This window comes from Bordetella genomosp. 11 (assembly GCF_002261215.1).
In the GTDB taxonomy this organism is placed as follows: domain Bacteria; phylum Pseudomonadota; class Gammaproteobacteria; order Burkholderiales; family Burkholderiaceae_B; genus Bordetella_C.
The window spans coordinates 500,528-526,729 of record NZ_NEVS01000001.1 but is presented as its reverse complement, the minus strand read 5'-3'; the positions used below and the strand labels follow the sequence as shown (position 1 = coordinate 526,729).

General features: G+C 67.6%; 19 protein-coding genes and 2 riboswitches. Of the genes, 4 read left to right on the top strand and 15 right to left on the bottom strand.

The features are described 5' to 3' along the window. Positions 1–903 precede the first annotated feature (903 nt). From gcvP to CAL28_RS02330, 6 genes are all read right to left on the bottom strand, one after another. Positions 904–3,777, bottom strand: a complete 2,874-nt coding sequence (gcvP, locus tag CAL28_RS02355) for an aminomethyl-transferring glycine dehydrogenase (protein WP_094839803.1) — start codon at positions 3,775–3,777, stop codon at positions 904–906. A gap of 22 nt (positions 3,778–3,799) precedes the next feature. Continuing rightward, positions 3,800–4,168, bottom strand: a complete 369-nt coding sequence (gene gcvH / locus CAL28_RS02350) for a glycine cleavage system protein GcvH (protein WP_066632041.1) — start codon at positions 4,166–4,168, stop codon at positions 3,800–3,802. 102 nt (positions 4,169–4,270) lie between these two features. Continuing rightward, positions 4,271–5,374, bottom strand: a complete 1,104-nt coding sequence (gcvT, locus tag CAL28_RS02345) for a glycine cleavage system aminomethyltransferase GcvT (protein WP_094839802.1) — start codon at positions 5,372–5,374, stop codon at positions 4,271–4,273. A gap of 77 nt (positions 5,375–5,451) precedes the next feature. Further along, positions 5,452–5,558, bottom strand: a riboswitch (glycine riboswitch). Between the two features lie 32 nt (positions 5,559–5,590). Then, positions 5,591–5,688: riboswitch (glycine riboswitch) on the bottom strand. Between the two features lie 23 nt (positions 5,689–5,711). Next, positions 5,712–6,602, bottom strand: a complete 891-nt coding sequence (locus tag CAL28_RS02340; protein WP_094839801.1) for a ZIP family metal transporter — start codon at positions 6,600–6,602, stop codon at positions 5,712–5,714. A gap of 48 nt (positions 6,603–6,650) precedes the next feature. Beyond that, positions 6,651–7,847, bottom strand: a complete 1,197-nt coding sequence (locus CAL28_RS02335; protein WP_094839800.1) for an NAD(P)/FAD-dependent oxidoreductase — start codon at positions 7,845–7,847, stop codon at positions 6,651–6,653. Positions 7,848–7,861: 14 nt separating this feature from the next. Beyond that, positions 7,862–10,135: an arginine/lysine/ornithine decarboxylase gene (locus CAL28_RS02330; protein ID WP_094839799.1), complete on the bottom strand. Its 2,274-nt coding sequence runs from the start codon at positions 10,133–10,135 to the stop codon at positions 7,862–7,864. Positions 10,136–10,279: 144 nt separating this feature from the next. Between CAL28_RS02330 and CAL28_RS02325 the strand changes: the two genes are divergently transcribed. Then, the gene (locus CAL28_RS02325) at positions 10,280–11,260 is read left to right on the top strand and encodes a GNAT family N-acetyltransferase (RefSeq protein ID WP_094839798.1); all 981 of its coding nucleotides are present in this window, start codon (positions 10,280–10,282) and stop codon (positions 11,258–11,260) included. A 165-nt stretch (positions 11,261–11,425) separates the two neighbouring features. Continuing rightward, a complete protein-coding gene (locus CAL28_RS02320; protein WP_094839797.1) occupies positions 11,426–12,433 on the top strand; it encodes a TRAP transporter substrate-binding protein in 1,008 nt (335 codons plus the stop codon). A gap of 1 nt (position 12,434) precedes the next feature. Here the strand turns inward: CAL28_RS02320 and dcd are convergent, their stop codons facing one another. From dcd to apbC, 4 genes are all read right to left on the bottom strand, one after another. After that, positions 12,435–12,998: a dCTP deaminase gene (gene dcd, locus CAL28_RS02315; RefSeq protein WP_094839796.1), complete on the bottom strand. Its 564-nt coding sequence runs from the start codon at positions 12,996–12,998 to the stop codon at positions 12,435–12,437. Between the two features lie 63 nt (positions 12,999–13,061). Continuing rightward, positions 13,062–16,613 (bottom strand): translocation/assembly module TamB domain-containing protein, encoded by a 3,552-nt coding sequence (locus tag CAL28_RS02310; protein ID WP_094839795.1) that lies wholly within the window; start codon positions 16,611–16,613, stop codon positions 13,062–13,064. After that, positions 16,610–18,457 carry an autotransporter assembly complex protein TamA gene (locus tag CAL28_RS02305; RefSeq protein WP_094839794.1) on the bottom strand — a complete coding sequence of 616 codons (1,848 nt, stop codon included), beginning with the start codon at positions 18,455–18,457 and terminating at the stop codon, positions 16,610–16,612. The genes CAL28_RS02310 and CAL28_RS02305 overlap by 4 nt, the downstream gene beginning before the upstream one ends. Before the next feature lie 3 nt (positions 18,458–18,460). Then, positions 18,461–19,546: an iron-sulfur cluster carrier protein ApbC gene (gene apbC / locus CAL28_RS02300; RefSeq protein ID WP_094839793.1), complete on the bottom strand. Its 1,086-nt coding sequence runs from the start codon at positions 19,544–19,546 to the stop codon at positions 18,461–18,463. Between the two features lie 157 nt (positions 19,547–19,703). Here apbC and CAL28_RS02295 point away from each other — a divergent pair, with 157 nt between their 5' ends. Beyond that, positions 19,704–19,964: a hypothetical protein gene (locus tag CAL28_RS02295; protein WP_094839792.1), complete on the top strand. Its 261-nt coding sequence runs from the start codon at positions 19,704–19,706 to the stop codon at positions 19,962–19,964. 178 nt (positions 19,965–20,142) lie between these two features. Next, positions 20,143–22,242, top strand: a complete 2,100-nt coding sequence (gene metG, locus CAL28_RS02290; protein WP_094839791.1) for a methionine--tRNA ligase — start codon at positions 20,143–20,145, stop codon at positions 22,240–22,242. Positions 22,243–22,374: 132 nt separating this feature from the next. On the opposite strand, the gene CAL28_RS02285 is transcribed toward metG, so the two are convergent. From CAL28_RS02285 to CAL28_RS02265, 5 genes are all read right to left on the bottom strand, one after another. Continuing rightward, the gene (locus CAL28_RS02285) at positions 22,375–23,145 is read right to left on the bottom strand and encodes a 5'-methylthioadenosine/adenosylhomocysteine nucleosidase (protein ID WP_094839790.1); all 771 of its coding nucleotides are present in this window, start codon (positions 23,143–23,145) and stop codon (positions 22,375–22,377) included. Positions 23,146–23,155: 10 nt separating this feature from the next. Further along, a complete protein-coding gene (locus CAL28_RS02280; protein ID WP_094839789.1) occupies positions 23,156–23,980 on the bottom strand; it encodes a sulfurtransferase in 825 nt (274 codons plus the stop codon). Between the two features lie 8 nt (positions 23,981–23,988). Beyond that, entirely contained in the window at positions 23,989–24,507 is a 519-nt protein-coding gene (locus CAL28_RS02275; protein WP_094839788.1) for an META domain-containing protein, read from the bottom strand. Positions 24,508–24,521: 14 nt separating this feature from the next. After that, the gene (locus tag CAL28_RS02270; protein ID WP_094839787.1) at positions 24,522–25,046 is read right to left on the bottom strand and encodes an META domain-containing protein; all 525 of its coding nucleotides are present in this window, start codon (positions 25,044–25,046) and stop codon (positions 24,522–24,524) included. Positions 25,047–25,128: 82 nt separating this feature from the next. Continuing rightward, the gene (locus tag CAL28_RS02265; protein WP_094839786.1) at positions 25,129–26,067 is read right to left on the bottom strand and encodes a LysR substrate-binding domain-containing protein; all 939 of its coding nucleotides are present in this window, start codon (positions 26,065–26,067) and stop codon (positions 25,129–25,131) included. Positions 26,068–26,202 lie beyond the last annotated feature (135 nt).

The following is a 26,202-nucleotide window of genomic DNA, read 5'->3' as shown; positions in this document are numbered from 1 at the left end:
GCCGGTCCGGCGCCTTCGCGCCGGACTCCCGCGTCGTCATCCTCGTACGGCGGCCGAAGTGGCGGTGGGGTTCTTGCGGTTTTTTTGCCCGGCCGTCCTTCCTTCGGATTCCCTCGCGCGGCTCCAACGGGCCGCCCCGGACGGGCCTCACCCCCGCCGGACTCCGAGTTGCCTTAATCACGGGTGCTGCGACGAGCCGGGTTCTTGCGCTTCGTGGGTGGCCGATTCCGCCGTTGAAAGATTTTGCGTTGCACGTCGTATCGGGGCCGCCCAGCGCGGCCCCGATACGCCTACGCGGTGGTTGAATGCGACGGGGCTGCATGCGAATGGCGGTGGGGATGGCGGCGCGTTCACCATGCCACGTATCGTTGACCCTCTCGGTTCGATCGGTGCAGACACAAAAATCCTGGTGCCCCCCTCGATCGCCATCTCGCCCGCGACACATGCTGATGTGCGCATGCAACCGCATCCACTCCGGATGCAAAACCGTCGCACGAAAGCCCCCGCGGCATGACGCACCGTGTAGGCGATCGCTGGCCGCGCTGGGCGGCCAGCGATCGACGTGCGCCGCAAAATCTTCCTACGGCAGCAACCGCCACCGACGAAGCGCAAGAACCAAGCTCGTCGCAGCACCCGTGATTAAGGCAAACCGAAGTCCGTCGGGGGTGGTGCCTGTCGGGGCCAGCCCGTTGGAGCCGCGCGAGGGAATCCGTAGGGAGGACGGCCGGGCAAAAAACCCGCAAGAACCCCACCGCCACTTCGGCCGCCGTACGAGGATGACAACGCGGGAGTCCGGCGCGAAGGCGCCGGACCGGCTCCTCCGGGCTGGCCCCGACAGGCACCACCCCCGACGGACGGCACTAGCAAACACCCGCCGAACGCCGCTCCCACCCCCAACCGCTATCAGGCATAAGCCTCGACAGGCAAGCAAGAACACACCAGGTTCCGATCGCCATAAGCATTATCGACACGCGCGACAGGCGGCCAATACTTGCCGTCCTTCAGGGACTCCAGCGGATACGCAGCCTCCCGGCGCGTATAGTCGTGATGCCACTCGTCGGCCATCAACGCCGCCGCGGTATGCGGCGCGTTCCTCAGCACGTTATCGTCGCGATCCCGTTCGCCCTTCTCGATCAGCGCGATCTCCCCGCGTATCGCGATCATCGCGTCCACGAAGCGATCGAGTTCCGCCAGCCCTTCGGACTCCGTCGGTTCCACCATCAGCGTGCCCGCAACCGGGAAACTCATGGTCGGCGCATGGAAACCGTAATCGATCAGGCGCTTGGCGATATCCTCCGCTGACACGCCGCTGCTGTCCTTCAGGGGACGCACGTCCAGAATGCACTCGTGCGCCACCCTGCCATTACGTCCGCAGTACAGCACCGGATAATGGTCGCGCAGGCGATGCGCGATGTAGTTGGCGTTCAGGATCGCCACTTCCGTCGCGCGCAGCAGCCCTTCGGCCCCCATCAGCGCGATATAGATGTAGGGAATCGGCAGAATCCCCGCCGACCCGAACGGCGCCGCCGACACCGGCCCCACCTTCGCGCCTTCGGGCAGCCTGCCGCCGGCATCGACCACGCCCGGCAGATACGGCGCCAGATGCGCGCGCACCGCCACCGGACCCACGCCCGGGCCGCCGCCCCCGTGCGGAATGCAGAACGTCTTGTGCAGATTCAAGTGGGACACATCGGAGCCGAACTTGCCGGGCTTCGCCAGCCCGACCATCGCGTTCATGTTCGCGCCATCCATGTACACCTGCCCGCCGGCCTCGTGCACGATGTCGCAGATCTGCGTCACCGCTTCCTCGAACACCCCATGCGTCGACGGATACGTGATCATCAGCGCCGACAGGCGGTCACCGACCTGCGCCACCTTGGCGCGCAGATCCGCCACATCCACGTTGCCGTTGGTATCCGAAGCGACCACCACCACCTGCATCCCGGCCAACTGCGCCGACGCCGGGTTGGTGCCATGCGCGGACGACGGGATCAGGCAGACATTGCGCTGGTGCTGGCCATTGGCCTCGTGATAGGCACGAATCGCCAGCAGGCCGGCGTACTCGCCCTGCGCGCCGGAATTCGGCTGCAGGCTGACCGCGTCATAGCCGGTGATCTCGCACAGCGCGGCCGACAGCTTGTCGATCAAGGTCCGATAGCCGGCCGTCTGCGGCGCCGGCGCGAAAGGATGGATATGGGCGAATTCCGGCCAGGTGATCGGGATCATCTCGGCCGTCGCGTTCAGTTTCATGGTGCACGAACCCAGCGGGATCATGCTGCGATCCAGTGCCAGGTCCTTGTCGGACAGCTTGCGCAGATAGCGCAGCATGTCGGTCTCCGACTGCACGCTGGAGAACACCGGATGCGCCAGGATATCGCCCTGGCGCGCCACGGATGCCGGGATGCCGCCCGCGGCGCGCTTGTCCAGCGCGTCGATATCCAGCGCGCCCGGGCCCTTGCCCAGCCCTCGCGCGAAGACCTCGGCCAGTTGCGCCAGGTCGGCGTCCGTCACGGTCTCGTCCAGCGATACGGCCAGGTGCTCGCCGTCCACCGGGCGCAGGTTGATGCGCACGGCGTCCGCCGCCGCCTGCACCGCCGCGGTGGCGGCGCCGGTGCGGACCAGCAGCGTATCGAAGAAGCTATCGTTCACCACCGTGGCGCCCAGGTCTTTCAGCGCCGCGCTCAGGATGGCCGTGGCGCGCTGCACGCGCTGCGCGATGCGCCGGATACCGGCCGGACCGTGCCAGACGGCGTACATGCCGGCCATCACGGCCAACAGTACCTGCGCCGTGCAGATATTGGAAGTCGCCTTCTCGCGGCGGATGTGCTGTTCCCGCGTCTGCAGCGCCAGGCGCAGCGCATTGCCGCCCTGCGCGTCCTTGGACACGCCCACCAGGCGGCCGGGCATGTTGCGCTTGTACGCGTCCTTGCAGGCCATGAAGCCGGCATGCGGGCCGCCGAAGCCGAAGGGAACGCCGAAACGCTGCGCCGAACCCACGGCGATGTCGGCCCCCCAGGCGCCCGGCGGCGCCAGCAGGGCCAGCGCCAGCAGGTCGGTCGCGCACGCCACCACCGCGCCGCGCGCATGCGCGTCCTCGGCCAGCGCGCGATAGTCGGCCACCGCGCCCAGGCTGTGCGGATACTGCAGCAGCACCCCGAAGCAATCCGGCAGTCCGGCGGACTCGTCGCCGACGACGATCTCGATATCCAGGCCTTCGGCGCGCGTGCGCACCACCTCGATGGTCTGCGGATGGCAGTGGCGGGAAACGAAGAAGACATTGCTGCGCGAAGTCGCGCCCCGGCGCGCCAGCGTCATGGCTTCGGCCGCGGCCGTGCCTTCGTCCAGCAGCGACGCGTTGGCGATGTCCAGGCCCGTCAGGTCCGCCACCATGGTCTGGTAGTTCAGCAGCGCTTCCAGCCGGCCCTGCGAGATCTCGGGCTGATAAGGCGTGTAGGCCGTGTACCAGGCGGGATTTTCCAGGATGTTGCGCAGGATGACGTTGGGCGTATGCGTGCCGTAATAGCCCTGGCCGATATAGCTGCGGTAGACCTGGTTGCCGCGCGCGATGTCGCGCAGTTCTGCCAGTACGTCCGGTTCGCTGCGCGCCGGCGGCAGTGCCAGCGGCGCTTTGGTGCGTATGGCCGGCGGCACCACCTGGGCGATCAGCTCGTCCAGGCTGGGGACCTCCAGCACGCGCAGCATGGCGGCCTGGTCGGCGTCCGAAGGACCTATATGGCGGGGGATGAAATCGGTATGCGTGTCGAGGGGGCGCGACATGGTATCTCTTGAAAAGTGGGCCTTACAGGGCTTCGTAGCCGGCGGCGTCCAGCAGCTTGTCCAGGTCGGCGGCGTTGTCCGGCTTGATCTTGAAGATCCAGGCGGTATAGGCCCCGCTGTTGATCTGCGCGGGATCGGCTTCCAGCGCATCGTTGAAGGCAACGATCTCGCCGGCCACCGGCGCATAGATGTCGGAAGCCGCCTTGACGGATTCCACCACCCCGGCGGTATCGCCCGCGGCCAGCTTGGCGCCGACCTTGACGTCGCCGACGAAAACGAGATCGCCCAGTTGTTCCTGGGCCTGGTCGGTGATGCCGACGACGAACACGTCGCCTTCGGCCTTCACCCATTCATGCGATTCGGTGTACTTGCGATCGGTAGGCAGGCTCATGGAAGCAGCTCCTAAGAATTCAAAAACCGTATGGGAGGATGGGTAGAGAAGAAATGCGCGCCCCGCCCATGCGCGGCGGGCGCCGCGATGAGCATTGCCAGTTTACGGTTGTTCGACCGCCTTGCCGTGACGGACGAACGGCAATTTGCATACCGTCGCCGGCACCCACTTGCCGCGGATATCGACCTGCACCGTGTCGCCGGGATTGACGCCCACCGGCATGCGGGCGAAGGCGATCGATACGCCCAGCGTCGGCGACATGGTGCCGCTGGTGATTTCGCCATCCCCATGGTCCGTGCGTACCGCCATGTGGGCGCGCATCACGCCGCGTTCGTTCAGCTTCAGCCCCAGGAAGGCGGCTGGCGTGGCGAATTGCTCGATGGCGGCACGGCCGATGAAGGCGCGCGCCGGATCCTTCAGCGATACGGTCCAGGTCAGCCCGGCCTGCGCCGGCTGGGTTACTTCGTCCATGTCCTGGCCGTACAGGTTCATGCCGGCCTCCAGGCGCAGCGTATCGCGCGCGCCCAGGCCGCAGGGACGCACGCCCTGCGCGGCCAGGTCGTTCCACAGGGCAAGCGCTTCGGTGGCGGGCAGCACGATTTCGAAGCCGTCCTCGCCGGTGTAGCCGGTACGCGCCACCAGGGTTTCGGGTTCGAAGCGGGCGGCCGTGAACGGCGTCAAGGCTTCCGTGTCGGCCTTCCAGGCCGGCCGCGCGGCCCAGACCTTGGCGCGCGCGTTCGGCCCCTGCACGGCGATCATGGACAGATCGCGGCGCGGGGCGATCGCGACGGCCAGCCGGGAGGCGACGGCGATGCGCTGCATCCAGGCGATGTCCTTGTCGGCGGTCGCCGCGTTCACCACCACGCGCCAGCGGTCGGCGGCGAAGAAATAGACGATCAGGTCGTCGATGACGCCCCCTTCGGGGTTGAGCATGCAGCTGTACAGCGCCTTGCCGGGCGTGGCCGTCAGCCTGGATACGTCGTTGGCGATCAGCCGGCGCAGGAAGGGCATGGCATCGGCGCCCGTTACATCGACATTGAGCATATGCGACACGTCGAACATGCCGGCGTCGCGGCGCACCGCGTGGTGCTCTTCCAGCTGCGAGCCATAGGCCAGGGGCATGTTCCAGCCGCCGAAATCGACCATGCGCGCGCCCGCGTCGATATGCGCCTGCGCCAAGGGGGTATTTTTCAGGGAATGGGACATCGAGGGCTCCGGACAGCGGCGGTAAAGGGATTGCGGAATACCGGCCTGGATGCGGAACGCCCCATGACCGGCTGTATTTCCGCCCCTCTGTCCTTTTGCCTGAGAGTTGCCCCGCGTTGCGGGTTTGCACCTTCGGCGTCCGGGCGCATCGCACGGACGGCCGGCTCTCTCCAGAGCGCTGTGTTCGCCAGGGCGCCGGTGGGCGCGGCCTGGGCAAGGCATGCTGCGGTATGGGTTGCCTGAGCGATTCCGGGCGAATTGCGCCTTCGGCGGCGGCGCGCCTGGGGGCGGCCGCTCTCTCCCGCACGATGCGTGACAGCGTGGCGAAGAATACAACTCAGGCCAGGGCGGTGTCCAGCAGCATCATCAGCACGAAGCCCAGCATCAGGCCGCCCGTGGCATAGTCTTCATGACCCTTGCGGTGCGATTCCGGGATGATTTCGTGGCTGATAACGAAGAGCATGGCTCCCGCGGCGAAGCCCAGGCCCCAGGGCAGCAATACCGCGGACCAGGTCATCACCGCCGCGCCCGCCAGCGCCCCGACCGGTTCGATCAGCCCCGACGTCATTCCCAGGAGGACCGAGAAAGTACGGCTGTATCCCGCCGCCAGCAGGGCGACGGCGATGACCAGCCCTTCCGGCACATCCTGGATCGCGATCCCGGTGGCCAGGGCGCTGGCCCGCATGGGGTCGGTGCCGCCGAAGCCGACACCGATCGCCAGGCCCTCCGGCAGGTTGTGCAGCATGACCGCGAAGACGAACAGCCAGGTGCGCTTCAACAGGCGCCCATCGTGGCCTTCTCGGCCCTTGATGAAATGCTCGTGCGGCACGGAATGCTCCAGCCACAGCAGCGCCGCCGCGCCCAGCAGGATGGCGGCGCCCACGGTCATCCCGGCCCCCCACGGGCCCGCGCCCAGGTCCCGGGCGGCCTGGATACCCGGGGTGACCAGCGAGAACGCGCTCGCCGCCAGCATTACGCCGGCGCCGAAACCGAACATGGAATCCTGGACGCGGTCGGACAAGCGCTGGGAAAACACGACCGGCAAAGTGCCCGCGGCGGTCGCGGCGGCCGCGATCAGCCCGCCCAGCCAGGCGCTGGCAACCTGCGGATGGTCTTCGTGCAGCACCAACCACAGCGCCCAGGCGCCCAGGCCGCCCAGCACGGGAAGCACGATCAGCAGGGCCTTGCCGGCGCCCGCTTCGGCCAGCGAACGGATGTGCGTGTTCATGTTGCGTCCTTCCTGATGGGGCAACGCGCACAGCAAAAAACGCGCCGCTTACAAGGCCTTGCCGCAGGCGACCCCGGAAGCCCAGGCCCACTGGAAGTTGTAGCCGCCCAGCCATCCCGTCACATCCACGGCCTCGCCGATGAAATGCAGGCCCGGAACGGCGCGCGCCTGCATGCTTTTCTGGTCAAGGCCGCGGGTATCGACGCCGCCGCGCATGACCTCGGCCTTTTTGTAGCCCGCCGTGCCGGTCGGCACAAGCGTCCAGGCATGGATCTGCTGAGCCAGGGCGCGCAGCGTCCTGTCCGGGATATCGGCCAGGCGGGACGCCGCAAGGGGCTGCCCGCGGGCATCGACGGCGTCGCGCAGCCATTGATCGGCCAGCCGCCGCGGCCATAGCGCGGCCAGCGCCGTCCCGAGCTGCTGGCGGCCGCCGGACTTGGCGTCGATCAGCTCGGTGGCCAGATCGCGGCCCGCCGCCAGGTCCAGCGTCACGGGCTGGCCGGGATTCCAATAGCTGGATATCTGCAGGATGCCCGGCCCCGATAATCCGCGGTGGGTGAACAGGACATCCTCGCGGAATTCGCCGGCGCCGCTGCGTACGTCGGCCTCCAGCGCCACGCCGGACAGGGCCGCGAACGGCGCCCAATGCGCGCCATCGAAGGTCAGCGGCACCAGCGCCGGCCGGGGTTCGACGACCTTCAACCCGAACTGCCGCGCCACTTTCAACGCATAGTCCGTCGCGCCGAGCTGCGGGATCGCCATGCCGCCGGTGGCCAGGACCAGCTTGGCCGCGCGCAGCACGCCCTGCCCTTCCGTGCGCAGCTCGAAGCCCTGGTCGGCCGAACGAGCGATCTCGGCCACGGTGCACGGCATGCGCCACTGCACATTGCCCGCGTCGCATTCGGCGCGCAGCACTTCGATGATGGATTCGCTGGATTCGTCGCAGAACAACTGGCCGCGATGCTTCTCGTGCCAGGAAACCCGGTGGCGCCGCAGCAGGTCCAGGAAATCCGCCGGACCGTAGCCGGCCAGCGCGGAGCGGCAGAAGTGCGGGTTCTCCGACAGGAAGTTGGCCGGGCCGGTGCCGGTATTGGTGAAATTGCAGCGGCCGCCGCCGGATATGCGGATTTTCTCCGCCAGCCGGTCGGCGTGGTCGATCAGCACGACCCGCAGGCCGCGCTGGCCGGCCACCGCGGCGCACATCATGCCCGCGGCGCCGGCGCCGATGATGGCGACGTCGAACATCCGGGATCCGGGGCTTACCGGTCGTCCTGCCCTTCCTTCAGGCAATCGACGTAGTAGCGGACCTGGCCGTTGTCGTCCACATCCTCGGCCAGGCCGTGGATGTCGGTCTCGAAACCCGGGAACCGTTCGTTGAAGGCGCGCGCGAACTGCAGGTATTGCACGATGGTACGGTTAAAGCGCTCGCCCGGGATCAACAGCGGGATGCCGGGGGGATACGGCGTCAGCAGCACACCGGTAACCCGCCCTTCCAGGTCTTCGATGGCCACGCGTTCCACCTGGCGATGCGCCATGCGGGCGAAGGCGTCGGAGGGCTTGAGCGCCGGCACCATGTCGCTGAGGTACATCTCGGTGGTCAGCCGCGCCACGTCGCTCTCGCGATAGGCTTCGTGGATCTGCTGGCACAGGTCGCGCAGGCCGATGCGCTCGTAGCCGCGATGATCGCGGCAGAACTCCGGCAGGATGCGCCACATCGGCTGGTTGCGGTCGTAGTCGTCCTTGAACTGCTGCAGGGCGGTCAGCAGCGTGTTCCAGCGGCCCTTGGTAATGCCGATGGTGAACAGGATGAAGAACGAGTACAGGCCGGTCTTCTCGACCACCACGCCGTGCTCGGTCAGGTACTTGGACACCAGCGCCGCCGGGATGCCGGTTTCGCCGAAACTGCCGGAGATATCCAGGCCCGGGGTGATGATGGTGGCCTTGATCGGGTCCAGCATGTTGAAGCCGTCGGCGATGTCGCCGAAGCCATGCCAGTGGTCGCCCGATTCCAGCAGCCACTCGTCGCGGTTGCCGATGCCGTCGGCAACCAGGCGGTTCGGGCCCCAGACCTTGAACCACCAGTCGTTGCGGCCGAATTCGGATTCCACCTTGCGCATGGCGCGGCGGAAGTCCATGGCTTCGCGGATGCTTTCCTCGACCAGGGCCGTGCCGCCGGGAGGCTCCATCATGGCGGCGGCCACGTCGCAGGACGCGATGATCGCGTACTGCGGCGAGGTCGACGTATGCATCAGATAGGCCTCGTTGAAGATATTGCGGTCCAGCTTGCGGGTCTTGGACTCCTGCACGATGATCTGCGACGCCTGCGAAATGCCGGCCAGCAGCTTGTGCGTGGAGTGGGTAGCGAAGACCATCGCGGAATCGCTGCGCGGACGTCCGGCGCCGATGGCGTGCATGTCCTGGTAGAACTCGTGGAAGGCCGCGTGCGGCAGCCAGGCTTCGTCGAAATGCAGGGTATCGACGTAGTCGCCCAGCTTTTCCTTGATCATCTCGACGTTGTAGATCACGCCATCGTAGGTGCTCTGCGTCAGCGTCAGGATGCGCGGCTTCTTGTCCTTGGCTTCGCGCGCGAAGGGGTTGGCCTCGATCTTCTTCATGATGTTCTCGGGCTCGAATTCCTCGATGGGAATGGGCCCGATGATGCCCAGGTGGTTGCGCGTGGGCCGCAGGAAGACGGGGATCGCGCCCGTCATCGTGATCGCGTGCAGGATGGACTTGTGGCAATTGCGGTCGACCACGACCACGTCGTCGGCCGCGACGTTGGCATGCCACACGACCTTGTTGGACGTCGACGTCCCGTTGGTGACGAAATAGCAGTGATCGGCGTGGAAAATGCGCGCCGCGTTCAGTTCCGATTCCGCCACCGGGCCGGTGTGATCCAGCAGCTGGCCCAGTTCGTCCACGGCATTGCAGACGTCGGCGCGCAGCATGTTCTCGCCGAAGAACTGGTGGAACATCTGGCCCACCGGGCTCTTCAGAAACGCCACGCCGCCGGAGTGCCCAGGGCAGTGCCAGGAATACGAACCGTCCTGCGCATACTTGACCAGTTCGCGGAAGAACGGCGGCGGCAGGCTGTCCACATAGGCGCGGGCCTCGCGGATGATATGGCGCGCGACGAACTCCGGCGTGTCCTCGAACATGTGGATGAAGCCGTGCAGTTCGCGCAGGATATCGTTGGGGATGTGCTGCGACGTGCGCGTCTCGCCATACAGATAAATGGGGATGTCCGCGTTGCGGAAACGCAGCTCGCCGATGAAGCTCCGCAGGTTCTTGATGGCGCTGGCAACGTCCTCGGGCGACGCGACGTCGAATTCCTCGTCATCGATCGACAGGATGAAGGCGCTGGCCCGGCTTTGCTGCTGCGCGAAGGAACTGAGATCGCCGTAGCTGGTCACGCCCAGCACCTCTACTCCCTCGGCCTCGATCGCCGCCGCGAGCGCGCGTATGCCCAACCCCGAGGCATTCTCGGAACGGTAATCTTCGTCAATGATGACAATGGGAAAGCGGAATTTCATGCGGGGACTCCTGCGGGGTAGGGCCAAAAGCCGACGCGAGTGTACTGCGGACGCGCGACACGGGCGTTGCGGCGCCGCATAGGGTGAATCGGGGCCGGTACGCATGTTACGTACCCGGCCCCGGCCGCGGTAAAGTTCCACGCCATGTCGATAGATCCCGCCTCCATTGTCGTCCGCCGCCTGACCGCCGCGGACGCGGCCGCCTTCCATTCCCTGCGGCTGGCCGCCTTGCAGGAATCCCCCGCCTCCTTCGGCGCCAATCTGGACGACGAGCGCCGGCAAACCCTGGCCACCGTCGCGGAACGGATCGCGCCGCCGGACCCCGCGCACGGAGGCGGCGTCGGCGCCTTCAGCGGCGCGGCGCTGGTCGGGATGGCCTGCCTGCGACGCGCGAGCGGCCGCAAGGAAGGCCACAAGGCCTCGCTGGTGTCGGTCTATCTGGCACCGGCCTGCCGCGGCCTGGGCATCTCCGGACGCCTGCTGGACGCCGCGCTCGCACTGGCGCGCGACATGCCCGGGGTGCGGCGGGTCAACCTGACGGTCACCGTCGGGAACGAACCGGCCCTGGCCCTGTACCGGCGCCTGGGATTCGAGATCTACGGCCGCGAAATCGACGCGCTGTATGTGGACGGCGCGTACCACGACGAATACCTGATGACCCTGGCGCTGGCCACCGCGGGCCTGGCCTTCGCGCCCGTGGAAGAATCGGATTTCGACGCGCTGGCGGATATCCGGATCGCCGCGATGCGCGACAGCCTGGAGCGCGTGGGACGCTTCGATCCGGACCGCGCGCGCCAGCGCCTGCGGGCCACGTTCGCGCCGCGCGACACCCGGGCCATCCTGCTGGACGGCGCGCGGATCGGCTTCTACACCCTGCGCGAGGACGGCGGCGCGCTGAAGCTGGACCATCTCTATATCCTGCCCGGGTTCCAGGGCAACCGGGTGGGCGCCGCCGTCCTGCACCGGGTGTTCGGCCAGGCCGACGAGCGCGGCATGGCCGTGCGGGTGGGAGCCCTGCGCGACAGCCCCTCCAACCGGTTCTATCAACGGCACGGCTTCGAACGGATCGCGGAAGACGACTGGGACATCTACTACGAGCGCGCGCCCGGGGCTTCCCGCCCATGACGCGTACCCGCGCGCGGCGCCCCGGGCATTGGCCCCGGGTTCGCGCGCCATCCTAGGGTAAGGCCGAAGTCCGTTTCCGGCCGCGCCATGGCAGGCTACGGCTGCGCGCGCGGCCCCCTTGCTGGGGCCGCGCATCCCGACATCGAACCTTCCAGGAACCGCTCCATGCCCGCCCTTTCACGGCGCTCCGCCGTCCGCTTCGCCCGTCTTCCCGGCCTGCTGGCCACGGCCATGCTGACCGCCCTGTCGGCGCACGCCGCGACGACCCTGCAAATGACCACGGAATATCCGGCCACGTCCATGCCGGGGCTGGGCGTGTCGACCTTTGCCGAACAGGTCAAGGAAAAATCCCACGGGAACATCGTCATCGAAACCAGCTTCGATGCGTCCAAGGGCTTCAAGTCGGCGGATATGGTGGACGCGGTCCAGGCGCGCAAGGTCGACGCCGCGGACGCCTTTGCCGGCGGCCTGGCCAACAAATACCCGATCTTCGGCGTGTCCTCGCTACCCTTCCTGGCCGATTCGCTGGACAAGGCGCGGGCCCTGCGCGATGCGGCGCGGCCGACCTATGAACGATTCCTGGCCGCGCACGGCCAGAAACTGCTGTACACCACGCCGTGGCCGCCCTCCGGCATCTGGTCCAAGGCGCCGATCAAGACCGTGGCGGACCTGAAAGCGCTGTCCATCCGTACCTACGACGACGTTTCGCAGGCCACGATGACGCGGGCCGGGGCCAAGGCGCAGAACATTTCCTTCGCCGACGCCATGCCGCGGCTGGCCTCGGGCGAGGTCAACGCCGTGCTGTCCTCCGGCGACGGCGGGGCCGGACGCAAGCTGTGGCAGTACCTGCCCTATTTCACCGAGGTCAATTACGCGATGCCGCTGTCGATCGCCACGATGAACCTCGAAGCCTACAAGGCGCTGGATGCCGCCGGCCGCAAGGCCGTGGACCAGGCCGCGGCGGCGACCGAAGCGGAACAGTGGAAACGCATGGAAGGCAGGCTGGAGGAAAACCGCGCCAACATGCGCAAGAACGGCGTCACCATCGAGGCCAAGATCGCGCCGGCCGTCCAGCAGGCACTGCACCAGGCGGCATCCACGGCCCTGGCCGATTGGCAGGCCAAGACCGGCGCGGACGGCAAGGCCATCCTGGACCGGTACAACCGCAAGTAAATCAGGTCTTGGGCAAGGTGACGCCCAGCTGGCCCTGGTATTTGCCGCCACGGTCGCGGTACGAGGTTTCGCAGACTTCGTCGCTTTCCAGGAACAGCATCTGGGCGCACCCCTCGCCGGCATAGATCTTCGCCGGCAGCGGGGTGGTGTTGGAGAATTCCAGCGTGACGTGGCCTTCCCATTCCGGTTCCAGCGGCGTGACGTTGACGATGATGCCGCAGCGCGCGTAGGTGCTCTTGCCCAGGCAGATGGTCAGGATGCTGCGCGGGATGCGGAAGTACTCCACCGTGCGGGCCAGTGCGAACGAGTTCGGCGGAATGATGCAGACATCGCCCGTGAAATCGACGAAGGATTTCTCGTCGAAGTTCTTGGGATCGACGATGGTCGAATTGATGTTCGTGAATATCTTGAACTCGTTCGCGCAGCGCACGTCGTAGCCATAGCTGCTGGTGCCATAACTGACGATCCGGCCGCCATTGGACTCGCGCACCTGTCCGGGCTCGAAAGGCTCGATCATGCCGTTGGCCGCGGCACGCCGGATCCAAAGGTCGCTCTTGATACTCATGGGAAGGAAACCTCAGGTTGAAGTGCGCGGTATTTTACCGCCCGCGCCCTCGCGCCCGGCCGGTCAGTCCCCGAAGAAGGTCCGATATACCAGCTCCAGCCCGTTGACCGAGCCTCCCTTGACGTCCACGGACCACCGGCGCGACAGGCGATAACTGAGCCGCCCGACCGTCTCGGAGCCCGCCAACGCCTGTTCCACGCTTAGCGTCACCCCGTTCGCGAAGTTCTTGCTGGCCACCACGAACTGCGTCGCCAGGGTCTGGCTGGCATCCTGGTTGACGTTGCCCGCCACCGTCTGGTCGGGCAACAGGCTGTTCGAACCGCCCAGCGTGCCGTTGCGGACCGTGATGTCGTCCACCCCGAACTGCTTGTAGAAAGGCTCGCCATTGCCCAGCAGCGCGGTGCCCAGCGACACCAGCAGTGCCGTGTCGTTGCCGCTCGCGTTGGGCGCGCGGCCCAGCACCAGCCAGGACAGTTTTTCCTCGTCGCTGACGTCGGGATAGGAAATCAGGTCGATGCGCGGACGCTGCGCCGTGCCGCTGACGCGCACGCCCGCTTCCACCTGTTCGCCGGTACGCAGGGCTTCGATATCCAGAAGCGGGTTGTCCAGGCTGCCCTGGAAGGTGACCGTGCCGCGCCGCAGTTGCAGGCGCTGGCCGTAGGCATCGATGCGGCCGGCGCGCGTGCGCAGGACGCCGGTGCCCATCAGCCGGTTGTCGACGTAGCGGATGCGGAGCGATCCCCCCAGGGCGGCATCCAGCCCCATGCCGGTCAGGTAGAAACGCGAGCCCAGGTCCACGTTCAGGTCCATATCGGTCTGCAGCGGCGTGGACGGCGCATCGGTATCCATGCCGGGACGATGAACCACCACGTCGCCGTCCAGCGAGGGCACCTCGCTCAGGACTTCCAGGCTGGCCCAGCCCGCATCGGCCTTGACGTCCCCGCGTATCGACAGCCGCGGCAGGGTGGCGTCGATATCGATGCGGCCCGACATCATGGCGAAGCGGTCCGCGCGCTGGACGACGGGGAAGCGGTGCAGGGCGATGCGGACCTGTCCCGCCGCATCCGCCAGCCGCCACGTGCCGCTGGCGTCGATATAGCCGTTGCGGGCGTCGGGGTTGGTCGTCACCCAGGCGCGCGTGCGCGATTCGGTCGGCAGCACGCGCAACACCGCCGGGAAGCGCAGCGATTCGACGATCAGGCGGTCTTCCTGCAGGCGCGCCGACAGCGTCCCGTCCACCAGCCGCACGCCGTCGTCGATGCGCACGTAGCGCAGGTGCTGGCCCTGCACGGTGCCGGTCGCCGTCCAGCTTCCGCCCGGCGTGCCCTGGGCCTGCACGCTGGCCTTCAGCGTACCGCCGACTTCGGTGCTGTCGCCGGTGAACAGCTCCACCCATTTCAGGTCCGCGACGTCGGCGTCCAGCGAGACCCGCAGCGGCTGGCGCGGCGCCAGGCCGATGCGGCCATCCGGGCTGGCCACGAGCATGGCCGTCCCGGTGCCGCGCAGCGATCCCATGGTGGCGGTATTCACGCTAAGGGAAGCCTCCACGCGGCTGTTGCGCCCGCCCGCGGGGCTCGCATTCAGGTCCAGCACCAGGCCGCGCAGTCCCAGCTGCATGGGCGGATCCCCGGGCACCAGAAGGTCGCCGGAACGGCGCGCCACCCGGGCCTTGCCCGAAAGCGCGCCGGCGTAGCGCAGGTCCCAGGAGAGGTCCAGGGCAATGCGCCGCTGGCTGGCGGGCACGCGCGCATTGACGCGCGGCTGGCGGTCCGGCGCCGCGTTCGCGGCGGCGTCCGGATCCAGCGCGCGCCGGATGCGCCGTATCAAGGCCGGGGTCAGCACCACATCGTCCATGCGGCCCGCCGTTTCCCAACGTCCCGCGCCGCCGCGCGAGCCGGCATGATCCAGGACCATGCGGTCGCCCCCCGGCAATCCCAGGTCGATACGCGCCGGGCCGACCTGCCACTGCCACGCGGGCGCCACGGCACGTGGCAGATAGGCCACGGAGACGGGCCGCGGCGAGGCCAGCTCGAAGCCCGCGTGGGAAAAGGCCAGCCGGGACACCGTGCCGCGCCATCCCACCAGGCTCGCGGCGGCGTCGTTGCCCGTGCCGGCACCGTAGCCGCCGGAGATATCGACGGAAGCCTGCATGGGCGCGCTGCCCAATATGCCGGGACGCGACCGCGCGGGGGTATAGCCGCCGCGCAGTTCCAGCCGATGACGGGCCGGCGTGCCGGTCAGCTTGGCCTGAAGGTTGGCCGCGCCCTCCAGCCCCGGCCAGAAGTCCGCCAACCGTGGCGCGGCCGCATCCACCGCGATGGCGCCCGCGCCGGGATCGACATTGCCCTGGGCGCGCAAGCGGTTGGCGCCCAGCCGCAGGTCCACCGCAAGCCCGTGGATCCGCACGTCCGCCAGGGCGGCTGCCCAGTCGGCGGACGGATCGCCGCCGGCGGCGGTCAGCACCTGGCCTTGGGCACTGCCCTGCAAGGCCTGTTTGTTCCAGCGGCTGCCGGCATCGATGTCCAGGTCGACCCGGCCGTCGCGCAGGACATAGCCCTCCGTCAGCGAGGTATCGAAGCTGCCGTGGGCGGTCAGGATCGCCTGCGGAACGGCATTGCCCGACAGGCGGGCCAGATCCAGGCGATCCGCGGCAAGCGTGCCCTGCAGGCGTATGGCGCCTGCGCCCGGGTCGCGCGTCGCCGCCAGGGACACGGCGGCCGATGTCCCATCCGGCAATTTCAGCGTGGCGTCGGCGGACCGCAGCGGCAGGGGATCCCGCGGCGCCAGCTCGGCCCGCGCGGACAACGAGGCGCCCGCGCCCTGCGCCTCGACAGTGGCGGACAGCGCATCGAGCGAACCGCTTGCGTGCAGATCGGCCTGCAACAGGCAGGGATCCGGGCGGGCATCGCCGCCCGCCGATACGTCCTTGACGAAACGGCCCACGCACAGCGGGGAGCCGTCACCCTGCCCGCGCGCCGCCAGGTGCAGGCGCGCGTCGAGCGGCCACGGCGCCGCCAGCGCCTGCAGGTCGGCCTGGCCCTGCACATCGGCGTCGACGCTCGCATGGCCGACGTGCAGGGTATCGATCCGCGCCTGCGCGCCGTCCGGCCCGGCCCGCAATGCCGCCGTCAAGCTGCTCAACGTCACGGGCAGCGGCTCGCCATTGCGCCGCACCGCCAGTTCGCCGACGGCGAGCCGCTCTACCACGATGTCCAGCGGAATGGACGGCGGGCCCTCGGCCCCGGGGGCGGGCGCCGCGGCGTCCGGCGTATCCACCAGGTTCACGTCCAGGCTGGCCGCGGACAACTCCCTTATCCGCAACCGCCGCTGCAGCAAGTCCGCCCATGCCACCCGCAGCGCCAGGCCGCGGCCTTCGACCGACACGCCGCCGCTTTCCGCGGCCAGCCGTCCAAGACGCAAACCGCCCCACACCGAGCCGCTCACGTCCGTGGCCTGCACGCCCAGTTGCGGCAAGACCGCGCGCGCCAGCCATTGCGCGCCCGGCTGCGAGCCGGCCACCCACGCCACCCCCGCCGCCAGCGCGGCCAGGAACAGCAGCAGGGTGGGCACCCACCACACCAGGACATTGCGCAGCAGGCGGGCCAGGATGCTCAAAACGCGATCCCCAGCGAAAACGCCAGCTTCAAGGAATGGTCGCGCTGGCCGTAGGCGACATCCAGGAACAAGGGGCCGGCGGGCGTGCGAACCCGCGCGCCCACGCCATAGCCGACGGCCAGGCGCATATCGCTGAACGATTGGGCGGCATCGCCCGCGTCGACGAAAAAGCCGATCCCCCAGCGCTCATTGAAATAATGGTCGTATTCCACGCTGCCGACCAGCAGGGTCGGCGCGTCCACCACGGCGTCGCCGCGGTCGGCCCCGATGCTCAGGTAGGAATATCCGCGTATGCTGCGCGCCCCGCCGGTACGGAAGCCGAAATCCGGCGGAACCCGCGTGTTGTCGGACCATACTTTGCCGATTTCGCCGCGCATCGTGAAGACATCGCGCTGGCCCACCGGCCACCAGCGCTGCGCGCGGGCGCGGGCGCGGCTGTATGGCCGGCCGGTGTCCAGCGTCACGCCCAGGCCGCCGCCCAGCGCCACCAGATTGCCTTCGCGCGGGTCGTACTTGTCGTCGACGTCGCGCCGCACCCATTCCACGGTGCCCGTCAGGCTGGGCAGGTCGTAGTCGCTGGCGCCTTCGATCCTGACGCGGTCGTGCGCCGCCAACAGCCCCCAGCGGGTTTCATAGTCCACGCGGCCTTCGCCGTGGCGTTCCTGCAGGCGCGTGGCGCCCAGCGCAAAACGCGTCACCTCCTGCCCCTGGATATCGGAATGCTCGGCCAGCACGCCGATGCTGTCCTTGTTGCCCCGTCCATCCGGTGGCAGGTAGAAATCGGTGTAGACGCGCTGCCGCAATCGATTCACGCCGACGCCGGATTCCATGGTGAGGGGCTGGCCGAAGACCACCTGCTGGCGATACAAGGCTTCCACCCCCACCCCCACGTCGCTGTCCACGCCCAGCGACGCGGAAAAACGCTTGGGCGGCCCCTCGACCACGCGCACCTGCACGGGCAGCGTGATCTCGCCGTTGCCGTCCATGCCGCCTGGCGGCTGGCTGCCGGCCGCCACGCCGGGATCGCCCTGCGGGGTAGAGGTCGCGGGCGTCTGCGCCGGCGGGGTTTCGCGCGAGCCATCCGGCCGCACCATGGAAACGAAGGCGCCGCGGAAGAACGAGGTCGCCTGCAGCGCCTGCTGCCAGTCGTTGAGCTTGTCCTGGTCGTAGGCTTCGCCCTGCTTGTAGCGCACGTAGCGCCGCACCAGCGATGCCGGCACCCGATCGAGCCCGTTGATTTGCAGCATGCCCATGCGCACCGCGGGGCCGCTGTCGATAACGACTTTCAGCCGGGCCTGCCCCTGGTCGGCCTGCACGTCGGCGGAGGACGCCTGGATACGTGCCAGCAGGAAATCCTTGTCGCTGACGTCGTTCAACAGGGAAGACTTGGCCTTGTTCCAATCTTCATTGACGAAGGGGCGGCCCACGGGCAGCGACCAGTTCTTGCGCAGCGCCGCCACACGGCTTGCGTACTGCGGCTGCGCGATCCGGCCGGTAAACGAAATATCGACGGCAACGACCCTGGTCCGTTCGCCGGCCTCGATGGAGATGTCCCAGGTGCCGCCGCCCACGTCGCTGCCGGTGCGCAGGTCCACCCGCGCGGCGAAATACCCCTGGGTCGCCAGGGCCGCCAGCGCGGCGTCGCGCGCGCGCCGGCGCAGCCGGTCCGCTTCGCCGCCATCCTGGTCCGAAGCCAACCGCGCGATTACCTGGACGGCATCGTTGACGGCTTTTATCGTTGCCGGGTTGACCGTGCCGGGGTCGATGACGATTTCAGGCGCGGCGTAAGCGGTCCGAACGAGCGCCAGCAGGACGCAGAGCAAAAGGCCCGCCAGCCATTGCATGCGTCAGGGTTGCTGGACAACGACGTTCGGGAATTTGCCCGCCATATCGCGTGGCAGCGCCGCGACCGCCGCGGCGACGCGGCGCGCGATGTCTCGGTACAGGCCGGCGGCTTCGCTGGACGGATCCGCCACCACGGTGGGATTGCCCGCATCGGTCTGCTCGCGGATGCTCATGGTCAGCGGCAGTCCGCCCAGCCATGCCACGCCGTATTGTTCCGCCATGCGCTTGCCGCCGCCCTCGCCGAAAATGGGTTCCGCGTGGCCGCAATGGCTACAGATGTGCATGGACATGTTCTCGACCACGCCCAGGATGGGCACATCGACTTTTTCGAACATGCGCAAGCCCTTGCGCGCATCCAGCAAGGCGATGTCCTGCGGCGTCGTAACGATGACCGCGCCGACCACCGGAACCTTCTGGGCCAGGGTCAGGGCAATATCGCCGGTGCCCGGCGGCATATCGATGATCAGGTAGTCCAGGGCGCGCCAATTCGTCTGCCGCAGCAGTTGTTCCAGCGCCTGGGTCACCATGGGGCCGCGCCAGATCGCCGGCGAATCGGCATCGATGAGGAAGCCGATGGAATTCGCCTGCAGGCCATGGCCCTGCAGAGGCTCCATGGATTTGTTGTCATGGCTGACCGGGCGTCCCGAGATGCCCAGCATGGTGGGCACGCTGGGGCCGTAGATATCCGCGTCCAGCACGCCGACCTGGGCCCCTTCGGCCGCCAGGGCCAGGGCCAGGTTGACCGCCGTGGTGCTTTTGCCCACGCCACCCTTGCCCGACGCCACCGCGATGATATTGGCGACGTTGGGCAGCGGCTTGAGCCCGCGCTGCACGGCATGCGCGGCGATTTTCCAGGTGACGGAAACCTGCGCGTCCGGCGCGCCGGCGGCGGCCAGCGCGTCGACCGCCGCCTGCCGCAAGGCCTGCTGACGGGTACGCGCGGGATAGCCCAGCTCTACCGCTACGGAAATCGGGTTCGTATCGACGCGGATGTCCCGGTCTTTTACAAATTTTCCGAGACTGGCGCCGGTTTGCGGGTCCGTTACACCTTCCAGGACCGTCTTTATTTGTTGGATCGTCAAACTCATGTCACTATATTCCTACAGGCACCCGGGTCTTGGCGCGGCTACCCCGGTTAACTGCCTGGCTTTTCAGCACCGTGCGGCCTTTATCGCTCCCGACATCAAGTTGCAAGGATAGCGGAATCCGCAGGAACTTTTCGCCGCCTTTCGCGTCTTTTCTAGCATGGACAACGCTTTTACACGCTTCGTTCGCGCCCTCGCTTTCACGGTGCTTGCCCTGATCGGTGGTGTGATGGCCCTGATTTTCATGGCCTCCACCGCTATCGCGGTCGGCATCCTGTACGTGGTCGCCCGGGTTCGGGGCCGCCCCTTCGGCGTCAAGGCCTACTGGCACCAGCGCAGCGCCGCACGTGGCACGGCCAGCGGCCCATTCCCAGGCGTACGCCCGGACGTCATCGACGTCGAGGCGCGCGAAGTCCGCTAAGCGCGTCACCGCGCTGGCGTCTGCGGCTGCCGGTTCCCGGCAGTTGTTCCTTCCCACGCACCTGCCTTTCCGGCCGCACGGCAACGCACCCGCCGCGGCGGCACCGCCGTGCCCGGACGGCGCCTGGCCGAACTGGCTCTAAAATGCCGGGTCCGGTTTCCCACTCTGCCCTTCGGTCATGCCACGCACCCTGTTCGTCACCACTGCCCTGCCTTACGCCAACGGTTCTTTCCATATCGGCCACATCATGGAATACATCCAGGCCGACATCTGGGTAAGAAGCATGCGCATGGCCGGGCACACGGTGCATTTCGTCGGCGCGGACGACGCGCACGGCGCGCCCATCATGCTGAAGGCGGAAAGCGAAGGGATTACGCCGCGTGAACTGGTGGCGCGCTACGCCGCGGAACGGCCGCGCTACCTGGACGGCTTCCACGTGCGCTTCGACCACTGGCACTCCACCGACACGCCCGAAAACGTCGCGCTGTCGCAGGAAATCTATCGCGCGCTGAAGGCCCAGGGCCTGATCGATACACGCACCATCGAGCAGTTCTACGATCCGGTCAAGGGCATGTTCCTGGCCGACCGCTATATCAAGGGCGAATGCCCGGTCTGCCACTCCAAGGACCAGTATGGCGATTCCTGCGAGGTCTGCGGCGCGGTCTACGCGCCGACGGACCTGATCAACCCATATTCAACGCTGACCAAGGCCACGCCGGTCCTGAAAAGCTCCGAGCACTTTTTCTTCAAGCTGTCGGACCCGCGCTGCGTGGCCTTCCTGCGCGACTGGACGGCCGGCACCAACGCGTCGGGCGCGCGCCGCCTGCAGCCCGAAGTCCTGGCGAAGACCCGCGAATGGCTGGGCGACGACGACGCGCAGGCCAAGCTGGGCGATTGGGATATCTCGCGCGAAGCGCCCTACTTCGGCATCGAGATCCCGGACGCCCCCGGCAAGTACTTTTACGTCTGGCTGGATGCGCCCGTCGGCTACCTCGCCTCGCTGAAAGCCTATTGCGACAAGCAGGGTATCGATTTCGACACCCTGCTGGACCCCTCCGGCCCGACCGAGCAGGTGCACTTCATCGGCAAGGACATCATCTACTTCCACGCGCTGTTCTGGCCCGCCATGCTGAAGTTTGCCGGCCGCAAGACCCCGGACGCGCTGAACGTCCACGGCTTCATCACGGTCAGCGGCGAAAAAATGTCCAAGAGCCGCGGCACGGGCATTTCGCCGCTGCGCTACCTGGACGTCGGCATGGACCCGGAATGGCTGCGCTATTACATCGCCGCGAAGCTCAACGCCAAGGTCGAAGATGTCGACTTCACGGCGGAAGACTTCATCGCGCGCGTCAACAGCGATCTGATCGGCAAGTACGTCAACATCGCCAGCCGCGCGGCCAATTTCATTACGCGCCACTTCAACGGCGCGCTGGCCTATCACGGCGATACCAAGGCGCTTACCGCCGAACTCGCGCAACAGGCCGAAGCCGTGCGCGCCGCCCTGGAAGCGCGCGAATATGGCCGTGCCATCCGCGACATCATGGCCTACGCCGATCGTATCAACCAGGCTTTCGACGCCGCCCAGCCCTGGGTCATGGCCAAGGGCATCGCCAACGCGAGCGAGGAACAGAAGACCGCGCTGCAGGATATCTGCTCGCGCACCCTGGCTGGCTTCAAGGCCTTGTCGGTCATGCTGGCGCCGGTGCTTCCCGCCCTGGCCGGGCGCGTCGCGCGCGAATTGTTCGGCCAGCCGTCCGCCTTCGTCTGGCAGGACGCGGCCATGCTGCCGCTGAGCATCGCCCCGTTCAAGCACCTGATGCAACGCGTGGACCCCGCCATGCTGGATGCGCTGGTGGAAGCGCCCGCATCCGCGGGCGAGGCGCAGGCCGCGGTGGATGCCCCGGCCGCGCCGGCGCCCGGCGGCGAAGCGATCGCCGACACCATTACCATCGACGACTTCGCCAAGATCGACCTGCGGGTGGCCCGCATCGTCAATTGCGAGGAAGTCGAAGGCTCCAGCAAGCTGCTGCGGCTGACGCTGGATGTCGGCGAAGGCCGCCATCGCAACGTGTTCTCGGGCATCAAGTCCGCCTACAAGCCGCAGGACCTGATCGGCAAGCTGACGGTCATGGTCGCCAACCTGGCGCCGCGCAAGATGAAGTTCGGGATTTCCGAGGGCATGGTGCTGGCCGCCAGCCACGCCGACGAATCCGCCCATCCCGGCATCTTTGTCCTGGAACCCGGTCCAGGCGCGCAGCCCGGAATGCGGGTGCGCTGAACCGCGCCGGCCGCTTGCGTCAACCGGGATTTGCCTCCCGGCTGGCCGGGAACGGGTTGATCGGATGACCGGATACGGGTTGATCGGCCGACTGGCTGACCGGATACGGGCCACGGGCCGCGGGCTGCTGCCTCAGTCGGTATAAGCCTCGACGAAGCGGCTGACGATACCGCTGGAATAGTGGCTGGCGATGTGCGTGAGGAACGCCGCGAAATCCACCGGGGCGGCGGCGTCCGCGCGGTCGGAAACGGTGCGCAGCACGGCGCACGGTATCTCGTATTCGTGGCACACCTGGGCCACGGCCGCACCTTCCATCTCGACGCATAGCGTTTCCGGCAAGGCGGCGGACACCGCGCCGGCGATGCCGGCATCGCCGACGAAACGATCGCCGCTGGCGACCAGCCCGCGATGCAGCATGGGTGCGCCGATGGCGAAAAGGTCGCGCGTGGTGGCGTCGACATCGCGCGCCAGCGCCAAGGCCAGGTAATCCGCCGCGCATTGCGCCAGGACGCCGTTCATGCGCGGGTCGGTAGGCAGGCGACTGACGCCCAGCAGGGGCACTTCGTATTGCGGGAACAGTGGCCGGGCATCCAGGTCGTGATGCACCAGCGCTTCCGCGATCACGACGTCGCCCACGCGGACACCGGGGGCGATGCCGCCGGCCAGGCCGGTGAACAGCAGCGCCCGGACATCGAATTCGCGTATCAGCGTAACGGCGGTGGCGGCCGCGGCGACCTTGCCGATACGCGCCAGCACGATCACGCACGGCTGCCCGTACAGGTCGCCGACGTAATAGTCGCGCATGCCGACGCGCCGGCATGCCGCGCCCGGTCCCATGTGCTGGAGCAGCCCGGCGATTTCGTCATGCAGGGCGGCCACGATGCCCAAGGGAGCGCGCGACATGATCAGGTCCTTAGTCCGCCAGAACGGGGGATGCGGATTGGGCCGCCGCCAGGCCGCCCGTATCGGCGCACGATGCCGCGGCCACGGCCGGCAGCGCCGGCGCCGCGGCCGGCGCGAGGTCCGGCCCCAGCGTTTCGCGCTCGTCGAAGACGAAGCAGCTTCCCTTGAAGCCCGTGCCGCCGGTTTCCTCGAAATACTTCAAGATACCGCCTTCGAGCTGGTACACATCGCGCACGCCTTCCTGCGCCATGTACAACGCCGCCTTTTCGCACCGTATGCCGCCGGTGCAGAAGCTGACTACCGTCTTGCCTTCCAGCTCGGCGCGGTGGGCCCGCAGCGCGGCGGGGAATTGCGTGAAGCGGTCGATACGCCAGTCCAGCGCGCCTTCGAACGTACCGGCGTCGGCCTCGAACGCGTTGCGGGTGTCGAGCATCACGACGGGCCGGCCGTTATCGTCGGTGCCGCGCTCCAGCCAGCGGGCGAGCGTGCGCGCGTCCACGCTGGGCGCGCGGCCGGCCTGCGGGCGGATCGCGGGATGGTCCATGCGGATGATCTCGCGCTTGACCTTCACCAGGAGTTTGCGAAACGGTATCGCATCGGAATAGCTGTACTTCGCCTCGAGATCGGCGAAGCGGACATCGGCGCGCAGCCATTCCAGGAAAGCCCCGATGGCCTGGCCATCGCCGGACAAGAACAGATTGATGCCTTCCGGCGCCAGCAGCACCGTGCCCTTCAGCGCTCCCGCCGCGGCGCGCTCCACCATGCCGGGACGCAAGGCGGCCGGGTCATCCAGGGCCACGAACTTATACGCGGCGATATTGACGATGGTAGACATGGAAACGCTCAATGCCCTGCATCGGCGCGGGCGAAATCCAGCACCTCGCCGTTATCCAGCGACAGCGACAACCGTCGCGGATTGCCGGCATTGTCCACGGAGGTGGCGCGGATGCGCGTCAGCGACGCCAGGAAGTCCTGCTCCACCCGGTTCAACTCGGGACTCGGGCAGGCCATGCGGGTCGCCACGGGCGCGGCCGTCACGATCAGGTTGCCGTTCGCGACGGTGTAGGTACTGCTGTAGTTATTGCAACCGGCATATCCGGCCACGCGCAGCTGCGTCCCTTCATGCATGAACCCCATCGTGATGGGCCGCTCGCGGCCATCGTTATGGGGAATGGAACGCAGTGTGCCGCCCGCCCGGGTCCAGCGCGCCAGCACCCAGTTGGTCTGGGCCAGGAAGTCCGATGCGTAGGCCGGCTGGTAGCGGGCCTGCGCCAGGTCGGGTTGCATGGGATGGGCGCAGGCCGCCAATGCCGCCACGGCGGCCACCGCGCCGGAAATACGGCGGATGCGGGAAAAAACCATGAAAAACTCCAGGATCAGCGCGACGAGACATCCTGCCCGCGCAGGAAGGTCAGGACATCGCCATTGCGCACATTGAAGGTCATTTGATGCGGCGACCCGCCGCTATCCAGCGTGAACGTGGCGATGTGGGCAAGGGCCGAAAGATAGGCCCGCTCGGCTTCCCGCATATCCGCCGCGGCGCACTGCATCGAGCGGCTCGACGGCAGGGTAATCACCAGCTTTCCGCCTTGCAATTGGTAGGTGCCCGCGAATTCGTTGCAGCCGGAGAATCCCGTCACGCGATAGTCGCGGTTCCTGGCGGTGAAGGCGATACTGAGCGGCGGATAGATGGTATTGAGCTGCAACGGGTAGTCCGAGCCGTCCGGCGACTGCCAGCGGACCAGCCGCCAGCCCGTCTGCGCCAGGGAATCCGACGTGGTGGCCGCCTGCGCGGCGCCCGGGCCTTGCGCCTGCGCCCGCCCGGTCGTCGTGGAACATCCCGCGAGAACTGCCGCGGCGACCGCCAGCACTGCGCAACGGGACAGGGAAAGAAGCGGCATCGGAAGATCTCCTGAGGTCAGGCCGGACAAGGCAAAACCCCTATTGTAGGCAGCGGCGCCATGGGGACGCACCCAGGGTGCTTCATTGCGTAACCGCCGCCGGGCCGCGGCGCCAGGCGGGCTCGGCGTCCTGCAGGCGTTCGCGCAGCAACCCGGCGAAGGTCGTGGCGGCGATCGTCCGGTGGTGCCGCTTGGACCACAGCAGCGCGGTCACCCGTATGGGCACCGGTTCGAACACCGGGATCACCGCCACGCGGGCGGAAGGATCGATCGTGCTTTCGGGCAGCAGCGTGACCACCTGGGACGCCGCCGCCAGGTCCATCATCAGGCCCAGCGCGTTGGTTTCGCAGACGATATTGGGTTGCAGGCCGAGCTGGTCGAAATACCGGTCGACCAGCGCCCGCGTGTAGTAATCGCGGGTCATCAGCACCAGGGGCTCGCGCGCCAGGTCCGCCAGGCGCACGCGCTTGCGGCCGGCCAACCGGTGCGCCGTTCCCACCACCAGCATCAGGCGCTCGGTGAATAGGGATTCCACCGCCGTTTCCTCCAGGCGCGCGGGTACGAAGGCGATGCCCATGTGCAGGTCGCCGGCGGCCAATTCTTCTTCGATCATGGGCGCCATCATTTCCTTGACGGTCAGCCGGACATCCGGGTAGGTCCGCATGAATTCGGCGATGACCGGCGGCAGCAGCTTGCGGGTGAAGGATTGGCTGGCGCCGATGACCAGATGGCCGCGCCGCAACGCGTCCAATTCTTCCAGCGCCGCGCAGCCGGCGGCCAGCTCGTCGACGGTGCGCTTGGCATAGGCATGGAAAACCTGTCCGACCTGGGTCAGCCGGATGTTCTTGCCGGAGCGGTCGAACAGGGCCTTGCCCAGATGGGTTTCCAGTTCGGCCAGCTGGTGTGACAGGGTGGGCTGCGTCACGAACAGCTTTTCCGCCGCTTTCGAGAAGTGCAGCGTATCGGCAATGGCCAGGAAATACTCCAGCTGGCGTAGCTTGATTCCGGATTTGTTGGTCATGACTGGAACGGCCCCATGGCGTCCTGCCCCGCGGACAGGCGTAAGCGTAACGAATTATGGCCGCTTTCGATGCAAGAAATAGAAATTCGCCATTGGACAGGGTACGGCCCCATCCCTAGAGTGGCGCCGGCGAGC